Origin of the sequence: Nonomuraea sp. NPDC050556 (assembly GCF_044457355.1) — a bacterium.
Taxonomy (GTDB): domain Bacteria; phylum Actinomycetota; class Actinomycetes; order Streptosporangiales; family Streptosporangiaceae; genus Nonomuraea.
Window position 1 is genome coordinate 2295294 of sequence record NZ_JBITGU010000001.1, and the last position, 18628, is coordinate 2313921.

The 18628-nt window shown below is 71.7% G+C and carries 12 protein-coding genes; 8 read left to right on the forward strand and 4 right to left on the reverse strand.

All coding sequences use genetic code 11. The annotated features are described in order from the left end of the window. The first annotated feature begins 42 nt into the window (after positions 1 to 42). From ACIBG8_RS11305 to ACIBG8_RS11335, 7 genes are all read left to right on the forward strand, one after another. Complete coding sequence (locus tag ACIBG8_RS11305) at positions 43 to 1383, forward strand: ABC transporter substrate-binding protein (RefSeq protein WP_397342541.1); 1341 nt, start codon at positions 43 to 45, stop codon at positions 1381 to 1383. A 155-nt stretch (positions 1384 to 1538) separates the two neighbouring features. Beyond that, entirely contained in the window at positions 1539 to 2375 is an 837-nt protein-coding gene (locus ACIBG8_RS11310; protein WP_397342542.1) for a carbohydrate ABC transporter permease, read from the forward strand. Next, positions 2372 to 3217, forward strand: coding sequence for a carbohydrate ABC transporter permease (locus tag ACIBG8_RS11315; protein ID WP_397342543.1), 846 nt, complete (start codon positions 2372 to 2374; stop codon positions 3215 to 3217). The genes ACIBG8_RS11310 and ACIBG8_RS11315 overlap by 4 nt, the downstream gene beginning before the upstream one ends. Before the next feature lie 12 nt (positions 3218 to 3229). Then, positions 3230 to 5437: a hypothetical protein gene (locus tag ACIBG8_RS11320; RefSeq protein ID WP_397342544.1), complete on the forward strand. Its 2208-nt coding sequence runs from the start codon at positions 3230 to 3232 to the stop codon at positions 5435 to 5437. After that, a complete protein-coding gene (locus ACIBG8_RS11325; protein WP_397342545.1) occupies positions 5437 to 7617 on the forward strand; it encodes an FAD-dependent oxidoreductase in 2181 nt (726 codons plus the stop codon). The genes ACIBG8_RS11320 and ACIBG8_RS11325 overlap by 1 nt, the downstream gene beginning before the upstream one ends. Positions 7618 to 7663: 46 nt before the next feature. Continuing rightward, complete coding sequence (locus tag ACIBG8_RS11330) at positions 7664 to 8500, forward strand: NAD-dependent epimerase/dehydratase family protein (protein ID WP_397342546.1); 837 nt, start codon at positions 7664 to 7666, stop codon at positions 8498 to 8500. 9 nt (positions 8501 to 8509) lie between these two features. Further along, positions 8510 to 9763, forward strand: a complete 1254-nt coding sequence (locus tag ACIBG8_RS11335) for an alpha/beta hydrolase (protein ID WP_397342547.1) — start codon at positions 8510 to 8512, stop codon at positions 9761 to 9763. Here ACIBG8_RS11335 and ACIBG8_RS11340 read toward each other — a convergent pair. Next, complete coding sequence (locus tag ACIBG8_RS11340; protein ID WP_397342548.1) at positions 9745 to 10338, reverse strand: TetR/AcrR family transcriptional regulator; 594 nt, start codon at positions 10336 to 10338, stop codon at positions 9745 to 9747. The two genes, ACIBG8_RS11335 and ACIBG8_RS11340, sit on opposite strands and share 19 nt — an antisense overlap. Positions 10339 to 10387: 49 nt before the next feature. Between ACIBG8_RS11340 and ACIBG8_RS11345 the strand changes: the two genes are divergently transcribed. Beyond that, positions 10388 to 11128 (forward strand): SDR family oxidoreductase, encoded by a 741-nt coding sequence (locus tag ACIBG8_RS11345; RefSeq protein ID WP_397342549.1) that lies wholly within the window; start codon positions 10388 to 10390, stop codon positions 11126 to 11128. Positions 11129 to 11229: 101 nt separating this feature from the next. Here ACIBG8_RS11345 and ACIBG8_RS11350 read toward each other — a convergent pair whose 3' ends face one another. The 3 genes from ACIBG8_RS11350 to ACIBG8_RS11360 form a co-directional block, all read right to left on the reverse strand. Next, the gene (locus ACIBG8_RS11350; protein ID WP_397342550.1) at positions 11230 to 12915 is read right to left on the reverse strand and encodes a discoidin domain-containing protein; all 1686 of its coding nucleotides are present in this window, start codon (positions 12913 to 12915) and stop codon (positions 11230 to 11232) included. 154 nt (positions 12916 to 13069) lie between these two features. Then, the gene (locus tag ACIBG8_RS11355) at positions 13070 to 14833 is read right to left on the reverse strand and encodes a pentapeptide repeat-containing protein (protein ID WP_397342551.1); all 1764 of its coding nucleotides are present in this window, start codon (positions 14831 to 14833) and stop codon (positions 13070 to 13072) included. 17 nt (positions 14834 to 14850) lie between these two features. Beyond that, complete coding sequence (locus tag ACIBG8_RS11360; RefSeq protein ID WP_397342552.1) at positions 14851 to 18558, reverse strand: hypothetical protein; 3708 nt, start codon at positions 18556 to 18558, stop codon at positions 14851 to 14853. Positions 18559 to 18628 lie beyond the last annotated feature (70 nt).

Here is an 18628-nt window from a genome sequence, read left to right on the forward strand (position 1 = left end):
GCCGCGCCGTACCGCCATCTCGACGTGCGCAGGAGTACCCCCATGAAACACATCACCGCCCTGCTCGGCTGCGCGGTCCTGCTGGCCGCGTGCGGATCCCCGACCTCCGGCGAGTCCGGCGACGTGGTGATCCGGGTCCAGGGCATGCCGCCCGCGACGGACAAGCCCGGCCTGGCGCAGTTCACCGCGATGGTCGCCGAGTTCGAGAAGCTGAACCCCGGCATCAGGGTGCAGGGGTCCACGTCGGTGTTCGACCCGCTGACGTTCTCGGCCAAGCTCGCCGGGGGCCGCGTCGAGGAGGTCATCAAGGTCCCGCTGACCGAGCCGCAGGGGCTCATCGCGCGCAAGCAGGTGCAGCCGCTGACCAGGTCGCTGGCGGCTTGGGCGCACTACAAGGAGTTCAACCCGCAGGTGCTGCGGCCGCTCAGCGACTCCTCCGGCGAGGTGTACGGCGTGCCGCAGGCGCCCTTCGCGCAGGGCCTCGTCTACAACCGGGACCTGTTCGCCAAGGCCGGACTCGACCCCGACCGGCCGCCCAGGACGTGGGACGAGGTGCGCGCGGCGGCCAAGGCGATCGCCGCGAAGACGGGCAAGGCCGGGTTCGTGCACGAGTCGAAGGGCAACCAGGGCGGGTGGCAGCTCACCATGCTGGCCTACGCGCACGGGGGCGACATCTCCACCGACAAGGCGGCCGCGTTCAACTCGGAGCCGGTGAAGAAGGCGCTCGGGTTGCTGAAGGAGATGCGGTGGACGGACGACTCCATGGGCGACTCCCAGCTGAACGACCAGAACGACGTGATCAAGCGGTTCGCGGCCGGTGAGATCGGGATGTACATGGGAACGCCGGGGACCTACCGGCTGGCGAAGATGACGTACGGGATGGAGGACACCGACGCGTTCGGGATCGGGGCGCTGCCGCAGGCGGGCGGGAACGCGACGCTCACCGGTGGGGACGTGTACCTGGTGCCCAAGTCGGTGTCTGCCCCCAAGGCCGCGGCTGCGGTGAAGTGGTTGTTGTTCGCCTACGCGCAGCCGCAGTACGACCCCGCTGCGGCGGCTGCTCGGGCCAAGGGGCTGGCGGCCGATCCGAAGTCGGCGGTGGGGGTGCCCACGTTGCCGATGTTCTCCGCTGCGCAGCAGGCCAGGATCGATGCGGCTGTGGCGCCTTATGTGAACGTGAAGCTGGAGCATTTCCGGCCTTGGCTGGAGGGGACGCCGTCGTTGACGCTGCGGCCTGAGCCGCCTGTGCAGGCGCAGCAGGTGTACGCGGTGCTGGACACGGTGGTGCAGGCGGTGCTGACGGACAGGGCGGCTTCGGTGGACGCGTTGCTGGCCAAGGCGGAGACGGACGTCAACGCCAAACTCGCCGCGGCCCGCCAGTGACCACGTCCCACCCCGCCGACGCACTGGTTGCTGGGCGCGGTGCGGGGGCGCCGGGCTCCGCCGTACCCTCTCCCGCCGACGCGGCGCCTGGAGAGCCGCCGCGGGCGGGTAAAGGGCCTTCTGGGTGGTTGGGGCGGAATGCGGTTACGGCGCTGGTGTTTCTCCTGCCCGCGCTGCTCGTGTTCGGGGTGTTCTCCTGGTGGCCGATCGTGCGCGGTCTGCTCATCTCCTTCCAGCGCACCAACCTCGTGGACCCCGCCGTCTGGGTCGGCCTCGAGAACTTCGGGACGCTCTTCCAGGACCCCCTCCTCACCCGGGCCGTCGTCAACACCCTCCTGTTCGTCGGTCTCGCGCTGGTCATCGGGTTCCCGGCCCCGCTGCTGCTCGCCACCGTGATGTCCACCGTGCGCAAAGGCGCGGGGGTCTACCGGTTCCTCGTCTACCTGCCCGTCGTGGTGCCGCCGGTCGTGGCGATCCTGCTCTGGAAGTGGTTCTACGACCCCGGCCACGGGCTGTTCAACGAGCTCCTGAAGGGCGTCGGCCTGGGTCCGTTTCCCTGGCTCGACTCGCCGGACACCGCCATGGTCAGCCTCGTCCTCCAGTCCACCTGGGCGGGCATGGGCGGCGCCGTACTCATCTATCTGGCCGCCATCGCCGGCGTCCCCACCGAGCTCTTAGAGGCGGCCCAGATGGACGGCGCGTCCATCTGGACCCGCTTCTGGCGCATCACCCTCCCCCAGCTCCGCCCCGTCATCGGGCTGCTGCTGCTCATGCAGCTCATCGGCACCATGCAGGTCTTCACCGAGCCCTACGTCTTCACCGGCGGCGGCCCGGAGAACTCCACGCTGACCGTCCTGCTGCTGATCTTCCGCTACGCGTTCCAGGACGGCGACTACGGCAAGGCGGCCGCGCTGTCGTTCCTGCTGGCGATCGTCCTGGCCCTGCTGTCCGCCGTCTACCTGCGGGCCACCCGCAGCTGGAGCGCCTCATGATCTCCGACGTCGAGGCGCGGCGACCGGCCGTCAGGGCGGCGCTGCGCGGCATCCAGGGGCTCACGCTGCTCCTGCTGGTCGTCATCGGGCTCGGGCCGATCTACATGACCGTCAAGGGCGCCATGTCGCCCGCCACGGACCTCATCGCCAAGCCGCTCACCCTCTGGCCGTCCGACCCGCGCCCGGAGAACTTCGCCACCGCCTGGGCCGATCTCGGCATCGGGCACTACCTGCTCAACACGCTGCAGGTGGTGGCCGGGTCGTGGGCGGTGCAGCTGTTCGTGTCGGTCACGGCGGGGTTCGCGCTGTCAGTGCTGCGCCCGCGGTTCGGCCGCTACGTCTACGGCGCGATCCTGGCCACGATGTTCGTCCCGTACACGGTGTCGATGACGAGCCTGTTCCTCACCGTCATCGACCTGGGGCTGGTCGACTCGTACTGGTCGATCTGGCTGCCGTCCGGCGCTTCGGCGTTCACCGTGCTGCTCGCCAAGCGGTTCTTCGACGCGCTGCCCGCCGAGCTGTTCGCGGCGGCGCGGGTGGACGGGGCCACGACGTGGCAGCTGCTCACCAGGATCGTGCTGCCGATGAGCCGGCCGATCCTGGCGGTGATCAGTCTGCTGGCCGTGATGCACAGCTGGAAGGACTTCATCTGGCCGCTGGTGGCCATCACCGACCCGGAACGGCAGCCCATCAGCGTCGCGCTGGCCAACCTGGCGCAGCAGGCGCCGCAGGACGAGCTGATCGCCGCCATGGCGATGGCGCTCGCCCCGCCGGTGCTGGTCTTCCTGGTCTTCCAGAAGCACATCGTCGCCGGGCTCGGCTTCACCGGCGTCAAAGGCTGAAAGGCACCCCTCATGAACGTTTCTCGACGTACGGCGATACAGGCGGTCGCGGCGGGGGTGGCCTTAGCCCCCACAGCCGCCCAGGCGCGGACGACGGCCGACCAGGTCTCCATCGAGGCGGGCGGGATCACGGTCGTCGGTGAGGCCGACGGGAGCATCCTGATCAAGGACGCCGCCGCCGACCGCGTCCGGATCAGCCACTTCATGTTCAAGGACAGCGTCGTCGGCCAGCAGCGCACCTTCGGCGGCAAGGCCACGCTGACCACGGACAACGGCAGCCCGGCGATCCGCGTCGACTACACCATGTCCGCCTCAGCCCAGCAGGTGAAGGTCACCGGGGTGTTCACGGTGAGCCCGAGAAGGGTCGGGCTGCGCTGGACGGTCACCGGCAGCACCACCCTGACCCCGTCCGGCTTCATGTTCTCCAGGACCGTGCTCAACCCCTCGGCCCCCGAGGGGTTCGCCCCCATCGCCACCTGGGTGCGCGACCCCGGCGGCGGCGTGCCGTACGAGGTCAACACGGGCGCCCTCTACCAGGAGACCTGGACGGACACCACCGCGTCCTTCTGGGTGGGCGCGACCACGCGCAAGCTCACCAACGCCACCTGGCTGCACGCCCCGGGCAACGCGGGCAACGTCACCGACGCCGCCCTGGTGTTCGGCGCGGGCAGGACGGCCGACCTGGCCGCCCGCGGGGCCGGGGTCCTGGGCGTGGACGCCTGGAGCGACCAGCCCTTCGGTCTGTACGGCCAGGCCGCCGCGATGCAGCTCAGGGCCCAGGTCGTCAACGGCACCCCGGTGGCGCGCACGCTCGACCTGGTGTGGTGGGCCCGCGACTTCAGCGGCACCAAGGTCGCCAGAGGCACCCTGACCAGGACGCTGGCGCCCGGCGCGGTGTGGGACGAGGCGTTCACCGTCCAGGGCGCCCCGCAGGACATCGTCTTCACCGAGGTCAGCGCCGGTGAGGCGTTCTCCAGGACGAACATGGCCACGCTCAAGGCGCACGCCTACAAGCCCGAGGGCAGGTTCGGCATCGCCAACTACTCCTGGCTGATGGTCCCCGACCGGGCCACGGTCGGCGGCCTGCTGCAGAAGCTGGGCGTGAAGACGGTCCGCATCTCCTACGACGGCGGCGACGGCCTGTCCCCCGCCGAGCTCGACGGGCTCGGCATCCCGCACAACGTGCAGCTCGGCGGCGTCCTGTTCAACGGCGCCCAGGCCGACATCGACGCGTGGGCGGACAAGCAGACCGGCGTGGCCAAGGCGGCAGGCGCCCGCTACTTCGAGGTCGGCAACGAGCTCAACAACCCCTGGATGCAGGGGCTGCGCGCCAAGGAGTACATCCGCGACGGCCTGCGCCCGATCCGCGACCGGCTGCAGGGCTCCGGCATCAAGGTGATGAACTGCGGCCTGGGCGGCATGGACTGGAAGTGGACGGAAAGCTTCAAGGCCGAGGGCGGCTGGGACCTGATCGACGCCTTCGCCTTCCACCCCGGCCGCGGCAACTTCACCCCCGACTACGCGCCGCCGCGCGAGGAGTGGGTGGTGGGCGACTCGGGCTCCTACTGGAACTTCCTGGGCGCGCTCAGGGAGGCCCGCAGGACGCTCGACGAGTACGGCGGGGCCAAGGAGCTGTGGCTCACCGAGGCCTACGCGTGCACCAGGCCCAACAGGTGGTGGAACGACAGCCACCGGCACGCGGCGGAGAACGTGCTGCTCACCCTCGCCCTGGCGATGTCGGAGGGGGTGGACGGGGTGAACTGGTACCAGCCCCACGACAGCATCATCCACCAGCCGCAGGTGGCCGACCCGGCCAACCACGAGTACCACTACGGCCTGATGAACCGCGACACCAGCGCGAAGGCGTCGCTCCTGGCCTACGCGAACGCCACCAGGACCCTGGAGGGCGCCACCTTCGTCAGGTGGCTGACCTTCCCCGACCCCGACCTCAAGGGCCTGCTGTTCGACAGGTTCTCGATCCTGTGGAGCCGCAAGGACGGCTACATCCAGCACCAGGACCACGGGACCGACGCCTACCACCCGCACAAGGAGGCCTGGGTCGACCACTGGCCGACCAAGACCCTCCTCACCCTCCCGGCCAAGGGCGCCAACGTCCACGAGGTGGACTGCATCGGCCACGAGCGGTGGATCGCCGCGCAGAACGGCCAGGTGACGCTCAAGCTGGACGGCGCGCCCCGCATCTACTATGGATTGGCATAATGCGACAAGAGACCATCAAGCGTGACATAACGGTAGTTGGTGGCGGGCTGGCCGGGGTCTGCGCGGCGATCGCCGCCGCCCGGCTGGGCCGTACGGTCGCCCTGGTCAACAACCGGCCCGTGCTGGGCGGCAACTCCAGCAGCGAGGTGCGGGTCTGGGTGTGCGGCGCGACCGGGCACGGCAAGAACCACCACGCCCGCGAGGGCGGCATCATGGGCGAGCTGTTCGTCGAGAACCAGTACCGCAACCCGCACGGCAACCCCTACTTCTGGGACACCACGGTCCTGGACGCGGTGCGCGCCGAGCCGAACGTCTCGGTGTTCCTCAACACCGACGTCCGCCATGTCCAGATAAATGATGAGAAAATTGACTCTGTCACCGGCTGGATGATGGGGTCAGAGCGGCTCATCACCTTCGAGTCGGACATGTTCCTCGACTGCACCGGCGACGGCCTCGTCGGCTACCTGGCCGGGGCCGACTACCGGATCGGGCGCGAGGGCCGCGAGGAGTACGGCGAGCCGTGGGCGCCCGACGTGCCCGACGACATCACCCTCGGCAGCACCCTGCTGTTCTACACGAAGGACGCGGGCGAGCCGGTCCGCTACGTGCCGCCGAGCTTCGCCAAGGACATCACGACCACCTCGATCCCCGAGCGCCGCATCATCAAGGCGGGCGACAACGGCTGCGCTTACTGGTGGATCGAGTTCGGCGGCGAGCTCGACACCGTGCACGACAACGACGGCATCCGCGACGAGCTGTGGTCGGTCATCTACGGCATCTGGGACCACATCAAGAACTCGGGGCGGTTCGACGCGGAGAACATGACGCTGGAGTGGGTGGGCGCGCTGCCGGGCAAGCGCGAGTACCGCAGGTTCCTGGGCGACTACGTGCTCACCCAGCACGACGTGCTCGGGCAGACGCCGTTCGAGGACCGGGTGGCGTTCGGCGGCTGGTCCATCGACCTGCACCCGCCGCAGGGCATGTACGCCAGGGAAGACGGCGCCAAGCAGCAGTACGCCGACGGGATCTACCACATCCCCTACCGCTCGCTGTACTCGGCGAACGTGCCCAACCTGCTCATGGCCGGGCGCAACATCTCGGCCTCGCACGTGGCGTTCGGCTCGACGCGGGTGATGGCGACGTGCGCGACCATCGGGCAGGCGGCGGGGACGGCCGCCGCGCTGAGCGTCGCGCTCGGCGCCCGGCCGCGCGACCTGCCGGTCGCCAACCTGCAGCGCACGTTGCTGCGCGAGGACGCCTCCCTGATCGGCCTCCCCCTGGACGACCCGGACGACCTGGCCCGTACGGCCACCGCGACGGCATCGAGCACCCTTTCCGGGTTGGCGACCCATGTGTCGGCCGACCGGTGGCCGCTCGCGGCCGATGCCGGGATCGTCCTCCCCGCCGACCCCTCACTCACCGACGTCCGCCTGCTCCTCGACGCCGACGCCGACACGACGCTCACGGTCGAGCTGCACGACCCGGTGCTGGGCCAGAACTACGTGCCCCGCGAGCTCGTGTCCACCCACGAGGTCACAGTGACCGGCGGCGAGAAGCAGTGGATCGACCTCGCCATCGACTGGCGCCCCGACACCCCGCGCAACGCCTTCCTCATCGTCAAGGCCAACCGGGACGTCTCCCTGCACGTGGCCGACCAGCCCACGCCCGGCGTCCTCTGTCTCACCAGGCTGAAGAACACCCAGGGGCAGCGGCTGCGCGAGTGGACCGACTCCGGGCTGCTCCGCCGTACCTTCTGCCTGGAAACAGGGCCGACCGGCGCGTTCGCCCCAGGCAAGGTCCTGGACGGCTACCAGCGCCCCTACGCGGGCCCGCACATGTGGGTGTCGGCCACCGTCCCAGCCACCCTGGAGCTGGCCTGGCCGCACGAGGTGACGATCGGCCGCGTCGAGGTGATCGCCGACGACGACGTCAACGAGGACCTGATCAACCTGCACCACCACCGCACCCCGTTCGAGGTGATCCCCACGCTGCTGCGCGACTACCACGTGGAGGTACGGCAGGCGGGCGCGTGGACGCGGGTCTCCTCGGTGACAGGCAACCGGCGCAGGCGCAACGTGCACGTCCTGGAGACGCCGACGGCGGCCGACGGGCTGCGGATCGTCGTGGAGGCGACCAACGGCGACCAGCACGCCCGCGTGATCTCGGTGCGCGCCTCATGAGGGTCCTCGTCACCCGGGCAGCCGGGCGCATCGGACGGGCCGCGCTGTGAGGGTCCTCGTCACCGGGGCGGCCGGGCGCATCGGGCGGGCCACGCTGGAGCTGCTGAGCGCCCGCGGCCCGGTCAACGCGCTCGTCCTGGACGACCCGGGCGACCTGCCCGCCGACCTGGTCGTCACCGGCGACGCGAGCGACCCGCGCGCGGTCGCGGCCGCGCTCGAGGGCGCGGACGCCGTCATCCACCTGGCCGCGATCCCCACCCCCGAGCACGAACCGGCCGAGCGGGTGTTCGCGGTCAACACGCAGTCCACGTTCACCGTCCTGGAGCAGGCGGGCCGCGCCGGGGTCAGGCGGGTGTGCATCGCCGGGTCCCAGGCGGCCAGCGGGATCCCGTTCGCCGCCGGGGAGCTGCATCCCGCCTACGCGCCCATCGACGCCGCGCTGCCGTCGCAGGCGGAGGATCCGTACGCGCTGTCCAAGCTCGTCGACGAGGTGACGGCCGGGGCGATGGCCCGGCGGCACGGGATGAGCGTGGTGTCGGTGCGGCTGCCGTTCGTGGGCGGCTTCGACGAGCGGCTGCTGGAGACGGCCGCCAGGTGCGCGGCGGACCCGAGCGTGAACGCCAGGGGCCTGTGGGCCTACCTGGAGACGCGCGACGCGGCCCGCGCCTGCGTGCTGGCGCTCGACGTCTCCCGGCCCGGCGTGCATCCGGTGCTGGTGGCCGCGCCGGAGACGATGGCGGCGCTGCCGACGGAGGAGCTGATGCGGCGCTTCCACCCGCGGACCGAGCTGCGCCGCCCGATGCCAGGCAGGACCGTGCCGATCGACCTGACGGTTGCCACCGACATGCTGGGATTCATACCTGAATATTCCATTCCCCGGTAGGTTCGCGGTGTGCGGTCCATCGCGAGGCGGGTGCGGCGCCTGCTGATCGGCGTGGTGGTGGTGCTGCTGGCCCCGGTGCTGGGCCTGGCGGCGCTCGCCGGTTCCGCCATGGTCGGCCAGGAGCCTGCCGTGTTCAGGACGGCAGGGCTGGCGGTGTTCGCCGCGATCCTGTTCCTCGGGCTGCTGCTGTGCGTGCCCCGGCCGGTCGGGCGCTGGTGGCGGGCGTTGCGCGCGGCCGCGCTGCTGGCCGTCGAGGGGCTCGTCGTGTGGCAGGTCACCGTCGCCGCGGTCACCCCGCTCCAGGCCGGCGCGCCGCCGCCGGTGGCCGGGCAGCGGTTCTGGGACCTGCCGACCGGCTCCAGGCTCGCCTACGTGCGTGCCGCGCCGCGCAAGCCGGGCACTTCGCCGCCGGTGGTGTTCCTGCACGGCCGCGCCGACCTCGCGGGCGCCGTCGCCGCCGTCGGCCCGCTGGCCAAGGTCGGCTACGACGTCTACGTGTACGACCGGCTCGGCGCCGGCCGCTCGCAGCGGCTGGCCGACCCCAGCGGCTACGGTCTGGCGCGCGACGTGGCCGACCTCGACGCCGTACGGCAGGCTGTCGGCGCCGAGCGGCTGATCCTCATCGGGCACTCCGACGGGGCCCAGGTCGCGGCCGCCTACCTGGCCGAGCACCCGGAGAACGTGGCCCAGGTGGTCTTCTCCTCGCCGTCGAGCCTGGGCCCGACCCCGGCGACGGCGCTGGTGTCGCGGCTGGAGGCGGGGCAGCGGGTACGGCTGGCGCTGTCGCTGCTGCAGCCGCGCGCGCTGGCGGCGGCCACGCTCTTACGGGTGGATCCCGCGTCGGCGCACGCCCTCGTCGGGGACGCGGAGATGGACGCGCGGTTCGACCGGCAGGAGGAGCTTTCCGCGGCCGCGCTGCACTGCCCTGGCGCGCGGGTGCCGCCGCTGGCTGCTGGGGCGGGTGGTTACACGAACCTCGCGCACGTGCCGCCGGGGTTGTCGGTGCGGCAGCGGCTGGCGGCCGTGCAGGTGCCCGCGCTGGTGATCAAGGGGGCGTGCGACTACCTGCCGTGGTCGTCGGCGGTGGACTACCGCAGGGCCGTGCCCGGCGCGCGACTGGTGATGGTGCGCGGGGCCGGGCACGACGCCTACCGGGACCAGGCCGGGCCGTACCTGGCGACGGTCAGGGCCTTCCTGTCCGGCGGGACGCTCGCCACCTATACCGGCGACACGCCCCCACCCGGCTACCTCGGCCCGCCCTGATCCTCCGGTTCGAAGACGAAGCCGAGGGACTGGCGCAGCAGGATGGGCAGGTCTTCGCGGCCGTCGCCGTCGGCCCAGCGGACCAGGGCGACGTGGGTGGCGCCCAGGCACGCGCCCGCCGTGGCGCGGACGCGGAATTCCTCCTCGGGATCGGGTGACGGCCCGCAGAGCGCGGCGACGATCGCGGACTGGGTGGCGTACATGCTGTCCAGGTGATGGGCACGCAGCGCCGGTACGGAGATCATCAGGCTGAGCCGCGCCAGCAACATCGCCTTCTCCGCCGTCACCGCCGCCTCCGCCATCGCGACGAGCGCCCGCCCGATCCGCTCGTTCAGCGGCTCCCCCTCGGGCCGCGCCGCCACCGCGTCCGCCGTCACCTGGTCGTACTCGTCGTACAACACCAGGTCCTCTTTGGTGGCGAAATGCCGGTACACGGTCATCGGGGAGACACCCGCCGCCTCGGCCACCCCGGCCACGGTCGTCGCGTCGTAGCCCTGGTCGCGGAAGAGGCGGATGGCGTGCGCCTGGATCGCCCGCCTGGTCTCCATGCGGCGCCGGTCGCGCAGGCTCGTCATGTGGTAGACAGTACCAGAGTGGTAGTGACTAACACTTTCGGAGGGCTCCATGACACGACTCATCGGCAAGACCGCTCTGGTGACGGGCGCCTCGCGCGGCATCGGCAGGGCCATCGCCGAACGCCTCGCAGCGGACGGCGCGCGCGTGGCGGTGCACTACAGCACGAGCGAGGCGGAGGCGACCGAGACGGTCGCCGGGATCGGCGACCGTGCGTTCGCGGTGCGGGCCGACCTCGGCTCCATGGCGGGCGTGGACGCGCTGGTGACCGCCCTGGCCGAGCGGAAGGTGGACATCCTCGTCAACAACGCCGCCGCCCAGCCCGCCGGTCCCATCGAGACCGACACCCCCGAGCAGTTCGACCGCCTCTTCGCCGTCAACGTCAAAGCCCCATATTTCCTCATCCAGCGGTTACTTCCGTTGATGCCGGACGGCGGGCGGATCATCAGCATCTCCACGGTCGCCACCCGCATGGCGTATCCCACCCAGACCTCCTTCGCCATGACGAAGGGCGCACTGGAGACGATGAGCCTCACGCTGGCCCAGTCGCTCGGCGCCCGCGGCATCACGGTGAACGTCGTGGCTCCCGGCGCGACCATGACCGCCGCCAACGCCGCGCTCTTCACCCCGGAGGCGAGCGCCTACTTCGCGAGCAACACGGCACTGAACCGGGTGGGCCGGGCCGAGGACGTGGCGGACGTGGTCGCCTTCCTCGCCTCCGACGAGGCCCGATGGGTCACCGCCCAGACCCTGGACGCCAGCGGCGGCGTCCACCTAGGCCCCCGCACCTAGACCCCTTTCGGGGGCGTCTTCAAAAGAAGGGTCATCTGAACGGCCGGAAACACCTGAACCCCACCCCCGCAGTCACGGAGGTGGGGTTCAGGGCATTGGGGTTAGTGACAGGTGTACGTGGGGCTCGTGTCCTTCACGGCGCCGTCGACGCCGATGAGCTGCCACGAGAAGGTCGTGTCCGTCAGCGCCAGCTTCAGCACCCCGAACGTGTTCGTGAGCCGCTTCTGGCTGTTCGGCTGCACGTTCTCGATCGCGTACGGCGAAGCGCCGCCCATGCCACCGAGCACCTCCACGATCCCGTTCGGGTCAGCCTGAGCCGTCGGGCTCTGCGGACCGAACCGCTCGTAGTGGTGATCGTGCCCGTTGAGCACCAGATCGGCGCCCTTGTCGTACAGGATCTGCCACACCGGCCGGCTGACCGGGTCGTTGCCGTGCTCACCCGAGGAGAACAGCGGGTGATGCCAGTAAGCGGCGATGCACCGCTTGGAGTTGGCCGCCAGATCAGCCTTCAGCCAGTTGATCTGCGTGGTGTCGTTGAAGCTGTTCGAGTCCAGCGCCACGAAGTGCCACTGACCCTGGTCGTAGCTGTAGTACGGCTTGCCGTTCGGGTAGGCGATGGCCCCGAAGTACGACTTGTACCCCGCCAGCGACCCGGCCGGGTCGTACGTCTCGTGGTTGCCGGGAACGGGCTTGGTCTTGGCCTTGAACTTGCCCCACGTCTTGTCGTAGTACGCGGTGAAGTCCTGCAGCCGGGCGTCGTCGTACTGGTTGTCGCCCATGGTGATCACGAACTGCGGGTTGATCGCCGTCACCTGCGCCGCCGTCTTGGGGTGCACGCAGGAGCTGGACGACGCCGTGCACTGCTCGGCGATGTCACCGGCAGCCGCCACGACGAACGCGCCGCCGCCGGGCGGGTCGCCCCCGGCCGTCACGGTGAGCTTGTCCACGTTGGGACCGCCCGCGGCTCCGGTGGCCGTGGCGCGGATCTTGTTGGTCCCCGCGTTCAGCGCGACGGTGATCGTCTCCGTGGTCCAGGTGGTCCACGCGCCGGTCGGTGCGAAGGTCATCGCTGTGGCGGCTCCGCCGTTCACGGTGACGCCGACCGGGCGGGCCGTCGTCGTGCCGTTGGCGAAGCGGAAGGCGAGCTGGTGGTTGCCCGCCGCTGCCGCGGTGACCGTCCACTCGACGTAGCTGCCTGCGACGTTGACGTAGTCGACGAAGCCGGTGCCGGTGTACCCGGCGTGCTTGGTGTCGATGATCGCCTGGCTCAGGACGGCGTCCTCAGCCTGGTAGTCGGGGCCGGTGGGCGGGTTGCCGCCGCCGGTGTCGCCGTACACCTGCATCTCGAACAGCGAGTAGCCGTAGGAGGTGCCTCTGGCGGTGCCGTTCATGCGGACGTAGCGGCCGGAGCCGGTCAGGCCGGTCAGCTCGTCGGTGCCGCCGTCACCTGTGGTGGTGGAGGCGATCGTGGTCCAGGTGGTGCCGTCCGGCGAGACCTGGATCTGGTAGGCCTTGCCGTACGCGGCCTCCCAGCTCAGGCTGACGCGGGAGATCGTGTAGGTGGCGCCGAGGTCGACCCGGAGCCACTGCGGGTCGCTGCCCTCGGCCGAGGCCCAGCGGGTGGTGGCGCTCCCGTCGACGGCGTTGGCCGCGCCGTACGAGGAGCTCTCCGTGGAGGAGGCGGTAGCCGGTTTGCCCTGCGAGAGCAGGGTTTCCGCGGCCTGGGCGGGTGAGGCTGAGACCAGCAATCCGGCCAGCAGGATGAGAGGTAACAGGACTTTAGGCATAGAACATCCCGGGGGGTGAGACGGGGTCACACACGGCCGGGGCAGCTCTCGCTGAGCGCGTCACGTCCGGCTGGACGCCGCGCCAAGCCGTTTAATCGCATCCTGGCAACCGGTTCCTGCCCCTGTCAATGAAGTTAGGAAAGGTTCCTAACTTTCATAGCAGGTTCATCGCGCGCTGGCCGCTCAGCAACTGCCTGGCAGCCTCCTCCAGCTCGCCCTCCTCGAGCGCCCGGCGGGCCGCGTCGTAGGCGTCGAGCGCCGCGCGCCAGTGCTCGCTGGCGCGCTCGTCCGCGCCCGGCGGGAGGTCGCGGTCGATCATGTCGATGTCCTCGCCGAGCTGGGCGATCTCCTTGGTGAGGCGGCCCACCTCCGACGCGCGCCGCGCCTTGGCCCTGCGTCGCCCCCTGGCCATCCCGCGCGCCACCGGGATGAGGACGGCCAGCCCGATCAGGCCCGCGATGCTCCAGAACACGATCCATCCGGCCCCGAGGCGGCTGGTCGAGCCCGCCAGGTCGGCGTCCTTGGCCCACTCGACGTCCAGGTCGGTCACCTCGGCGCGGGTGAAGTCCGCGCCGCGCAGCTCGGCGCTGCCCAGGTCGGCGCCGGTGAGGACGGCGTCGCGGAACACCGCCCCGCGCAGGTCGGCGCTGCTGAGGTCGGCGGCGTCCAGCCGGGCGGCGGTGAAGTCGGCCTGGTCGCCGTGCAGGCTCGTGGCGTCGATGTCGCGCAGGTCGGCGCGGCCGAGCTTGGCCCCCGACACGTCCGCGCTGGACAGCCGCGCGCCCGTCAGCACAGCGCCGGTCAGGTCGGCGCCGTCGAGGTGGGCCGAGGACAGGGAGGCCCGGTCAAGCTTCGCCCCCGCGAGCTTCGCGCCGGACAGCTCGACGCTGGACAGCTCCCCCTTCGACAGGTCGGCGCCGGTGAGGTTCGCGCCCTTCGCGTAACGCAGCCTGGCGCCCCTGAGCGAGGCGCCGTGCAGGTCGGCCCGGTCGAGCTTCACGCTGGACAGGTCGGCGCCGTCGAGCTTGGCCCCGGACAGGTTGGCGCACCGCAGGTCGTCGGGGAAGTCCTCGACCGCGGTCAGGTCGCGCCCGGAGAAGTCGTATGCCGTGCCCTCGCCGCAGGCGCCGGGCAGGTTCTTGGGCATCCCGGCGCTGCCCGTCAGGTCGACGCCGGACGCCTCGCTCATGTCCACGCCGGAGACGTCGGCCCCGGCGAAGCGGGCGCCGGTCAGCTCGGCGGCGCGCAGGTTCGCCTCGGTCAGGACGGCTCCGTCGAAGACGGCCTTGCCGAGCCTGGTCGAGTCGAGCCTGGCCTTGGACAGGTCGGCGCCGCGGAAGGCGGCGCCGATGAGGGTGGCGTTGTAGAGCTGGATGCCCGGCGCCTTCACCTCGCTGAAGTCGGCGCCGCGTCCGTCGGCGTAGTAGACGTCGGCGTCGCTCAGGTCGGCTCCGGCGAGCTTTGCGCCGTCGAGCTGCGACTGGTAGAGCTTGATCCTCGGCGCACTGACGCCGCGCAGGTCGGCACGTTCCAGGTGGGCGTAGTAGAAGAGGGCGTCGTCGAGGGTCGCCTTGCGCAGGTCAGCGCCGCGGGCGTCGGACTGGGCCAGGTTGGCCTCGCTCAGGTCCGCCTTGGCCAGCACGGCTCCGGAGAGGTTCGCGCCGGACAGGTTCGCCTCCTTCAGCGAGGCGCCGGTGAGGTCGGCCCTCCTGAGGTCGCGGTGCGACAGGTCGAGCCCGTCGAGGTCGGCTCCGCGCAGGTTCGCGCAGCGCAGGTCGGTGGTGGCGGCCGCCTGCCGCGCGCTGAGGCGCGGCCCCGTCGCGCAGCCGGGCTGTGCTTGGGTCTTCTGTACGGCGGGCTGTGCTTGGGTCTGTACGGCGGGCGACAACGTGAGGGCGAGCACCAGGACGGGCCACATGCGACACAACGTACCGCTCAGCAGGCACCCGATTTAACCCCGGAAACCGACCAGTCCGCGCCGGGGAACGGCGACATGAGATGCGCCAGGACATCCAGCGCGTAACCGGGCGCCTGACCGCCGGGATCGAGCAGGGAGACCAGCTGCGGCCCGTCCTTCCCGCGCAGGGTGACCGCGTTCTCGCCGCGCGCGGAGACCAGGCCGGGCCGGGTGCCCAGCGTCACGCAGGCCACCGGCAGGTCGCCCGCCATGATGGCCTGCCGGGCGCTGAGGACGCGCAGCTGCTGGTCGTAGCGGCGCATACGCAACGAGTCCGCGTGGCCCAGGCGCACGGACTCGCTGAACACCTCGGGGCCGACCTTCCTGCTGACCTTGACGCCGAGCCTGACGTCCGGGTTGAGGTCGACGGCGCTCGCCTTCAGGGTGAGCGTGCCGTACGCGCCTTCGAAGCCCGGGGAGACGAAGCCGAGGGCGGGCGCGGCCTTCAGCCCGAGCGGGACCTTGCCCGGCCTGACCCGCAGCCAGCTCAGGTCCCGTACGGCCAGCGCCAGGTCGCCGATGCGGCTCGCGCCGAGGGCGAAGTCGCCGCTCATCTGGTAGCCGACGAGGCCGCCCGTGTAGGGCAGCTCCTTGCTGAAGGCGACGCGCTGCCTGGGGACCGGGGCTATGTCCAGACCGGCGTGGACCTCCAGGCGTCCGGTGGCGGGGCGGGAGGCGACCTCGACGGACAGGTCGGGGCGGACGGCGATCGTGGTGTGCGCGCCGAGGTCGGTGAAGCTCAGCGCGGCGCCGCGCACGGTGGTTAGGAGACCGGGGTCGGCCTGGAACGAGCCGTCGAGGGTGCTGGACGCGCCGTTGTAGGTGAGGGCGGGAAGGCCCATGCCGCCCTCGGGCGGTGCGTCGACGTCGATGCCGAAGGTGGCGGGGATGCCGGTCAGGCGGACGGAGCCGGTGCCCGCCGGGGTGGTGACGGTGGCGCTGAGGCGGTCCACGGGGGTGGAGTTGGCGACCCTGATGCTGGTGCGCCTGCCGTACGCGCTGGAGACGTTCAGGGTGGCGGGGACGGGGCTGATCGCCACCTCGCCCCTGGTCTGCCCGGTCTGGGCTCTGACGCGCAGCGAGCCGAGGGTGGTCGCGGGTTCGACGCGGTAGGCGGCTCCCGTGGCGTCGAAAGGGCCGAGGGCGAGCTTGGTGACCTTGGAGGGGAGGCCGGTGAGTGTGGCTTCCGCCCTGACGGCCTTGCTGTCGAGGAAGAGGTGCAGGGCGCGGGTCCTGGGGTGGTATCCGGCGAAGGTGAACGTCTTGGCGGCCGGGTCGACGGTGATGGCGGTGGGCAGGCCGGTCAGGTCGGCGTAGGCGCGCACGCCGTTGTCGTCGTGGACCACGGACAGGCCGTGTTGGACGCCGGGGGCCTCGCGTACCTGGTCGGGGGCCTTGCCGAGCCAGAGGCGGGCGGTGAGGTCGATCGGGGCGTCGGCCGTGTAGGTGAGGGGGCCGCCTGCCGAGGAGACGGTGAGGCGGCCGGGGAGCGGGCCGAGCCTGCCCAGGATCCCGGCCCTTTCTCCGGTGGCCAGCCGGAGGTCGCCGTCGAGGGCGAGTTTCTGCCTGGCCGCTCGCACCTCGACGCCGAACCCGCCACTGGCTGGGGTGAACGCCACGGTGCGGAGGCCGCGGACGCGGGCGCTGGCGTCGAGGTCGCCGGTCTTGGCGTCGTAGTGGGCGGCGAGGTGGGGGCCTGTTGGGGCGGTGGCGCCGTCGTGGTTGGTCATCGCGAGGTGGGCGTCGCCCAGCGGGCCCGAGGCGCCCGTGAAGCGGTAGCCGTCCTGGCCCCAGGTCGCCTCGAAGCGGGCGGGGACACCGATGACGCGGGCGGCGGCGGTGAGGGTGCGGCCGTCGATCGGGGCGGTGGCGCGGGCGTCGAGCCTGGCCACCGGGTGGTCGGCCGTCCAGGTGAGCTTGTTCTGCTCGACGGCGAGCTTGAGCCGCCCGCGCAGACCCGCGACCGCGGCACTCGCGGCGTTGTCCGCGGCGGTGGTGGCGCGCAGGGACAGGCGGTGGAGGGGGGCGGTGGTGTGGGCTTCGACGGTCGTGGGGGCGCCCAGGCGCCACGAGGCGGTGACCGTGGAGCGGATGCCGTCCAGCGCGCCGTCCACCGACAGCCCCGACCGGGTGTTCGCATAGGCGGCCCTGAGGTGGTCGATGACACCGGCGGCGCGGTATTGAGCGGTCCCCTCGGCGGGGTTCAGGGACACCTCGGCCGTGGCCGGGGTGTTGGACAGCTCCAGACGCGCCACGTGGACGCCGTCGATGCTGGCGGCCCCCAGGAAGGGCTCGCCGCCGTCCAGCCGCAGGAGCGCGTGCGGCGCCGAGCCGTACGTGACGTCGAACCCCGACAGCCCGCCCAACCGCACCGAGACCCCGGCCTGATCTCCCTTCTTGATCATCGTGATGTGCGCGCCGGAAGGCGTGGCGATCGCGCCCCCGCCCCGCTGCAGGATCGCCGCGAACGCACCGATCGCCGAGCTGGCCGTGTACGTGACCCGATGCGCGACCAGGTCGTGCCGCAGCCTGACCCGCGACGGCACGCCCGACAGGTCGGCGCGCACGACCGTCCCGCCGGAGAGCATGCGCACCCGGGCGGCCGAAGCCCGCCTCCCTGTGGAGTCGACGGTGAGCGCCTGCCGCGCGTAGGCGACGCGCACCGTGGCGGGCGCCCTGTCCACCTCCACGTCGGTGGCCTGGCGCAGGACGCCGTCGCGGTAGCCGTACCGGTGCACTTCCGCCCGGGTGACCGTACCGCTGAAGGAGACGGCCCCACCGCCCGCCTGGACCCGCGCCCCGGCGCGCAGCCCGGCCAGCCTGAGCCCGGTGAACTGGGTCCGGGTGACCAGGAGGGCGTCCAGAGAGGTGGGGCCCGAGGTGGTGACGTCGACGCGACCGGCGGACAGGCTCGCGGCCGCGGTGAACCTGGCGGGGACCGGCGACTGGCGCAACGACACCAGCGTGCCGTTCAGCGAGGCGAAGGTGGTCGAGGCCCGGCCGGGCTCCGTGTGGCGCACGTCCACGGTGACCTTGCCGTCCGCGGCGGTGAAGACCGCCCGTGTACGGCGAGACAGGTCGGACCCGCGCCCATCCAGCCCGGCCGACAACACCCCGGAGCCCGGCAGCTCGTACTCGGCCCACACCTGCGCCCGCACGTGGTCCGCCAGCCGCCTGACGGTGAACGCGACGCTCTTCGTGGACGCCGGGGCGAGGGAGGCGACCAGGTCGGGCCGCCCGTCCCCGGTCACGTCGGCGGTCGCCGGCACCGCCAGAGGCAGCGCGATCGAGCACGCGACCGGCCGCTCCGAGCTCCGCGCGCACAACCGGTACGTCAGACCCGTGGCCGCGACGAGCCGGGGCAGCTCCAGCACGGCCGCGCCGTCCGTCGAGGGCAGCAGGCCGCGCACGGAGGGGCGGCCGTCCGGGAGACCGGCCGCCCTCAGCCGATCGGCCGCCTCCTCCGCCACCTGGTCCGCCAGCCCGGACCCGGCCGGGACGGTGACCTCCGGCCCGCGAACGGGCGCCGGAGGCGACGGCTTCGCCGCGGCGAGCGACGGGCCGACCGGCACCTCCACGCGGGCGGGCGCGGGAAAGGCGATCTCAGGGACTGCGGCAGCAGCCGCGGGAACCGGGAGGGCGGTGAGAAGGGACAGGAAGAACAGCGCGCACCACACACGCCGCATGACCTATCCCCCGAACCCGATCGAATCATCCCATCAGCAACATACGGAACAACCCGACCAGAGATCCGCA

Excerpts from the sequence above, each read along its gene's own strand:
- ACIBG8_RS11305 (WP_397342541.1), top strand. The coding sequence starts at position 43 with ATGAAACACATCACCGCCCTGCTCGGCTGCGCGGTCCTGCTGGCCGCG.
- ACIBG8_RS11360 (WP_397342552.1), bottom strand. The coding sequence starts at position 18,558 with ATGCGGCGTGTGTGGTGCGCGCTGTTCTTCCTGTCCCTTCTCACCGCC.
- ACIBG8_RS11350 (WP_397342550.1), bottom strand. The coding sequence starts at position 12,915 with ATGCCTAAAGTCCTGTTACCTCTCATCCTGCTGGCCGGATTGCTGGTC.
- ACIBG8_RS11345 (WP_397342549.1), top strand. The coding sequence starts at position 10,388 with ATGACACGACTCATCGGCAAGACCGCTCTGGTGACGGGCGCCTCGCGC.
- ACIBG8_RS11320 (WP_397342544.1), top strand. The coding sequence starts at position 3,230 with ATGAACGTTTCTCGACGTACGGCGATACAGGCGGTCGCGGCGGGGGTG.
- ACIBG8_RS11340 (WP_397342548.1), bottom strand. The coding sequence starts at position 10,338 with ATGACGAGCCTGCGCGACCGGCGCCGCATGGAGACCAGGCGGGCGATC.
- ACIBG8_RS11325 (WP_397342545.1), top strand. The coding sequence starts at position 5,437 with ATGCGACAAGAGACCATCAAGCGTGACATAACGGTAGTTGGTGGCGGG.
- ACIBG8_RS11355 (WP_397342551.1), bottom strand. The coding sequence starts at position 14,833 with ATGTGGCCCGTCCTGGTGCTCGCCCTCACGTTGTCGCCCGCCGTACAG.
- ACIBG8_RS11315 (WP_397342543.1), top strand. The coding sequence starts at position 2,372 with ATGATCTCCGACGTCGAGGCGCGGCGACCGGCCGTCAGGGCGGCGCTG.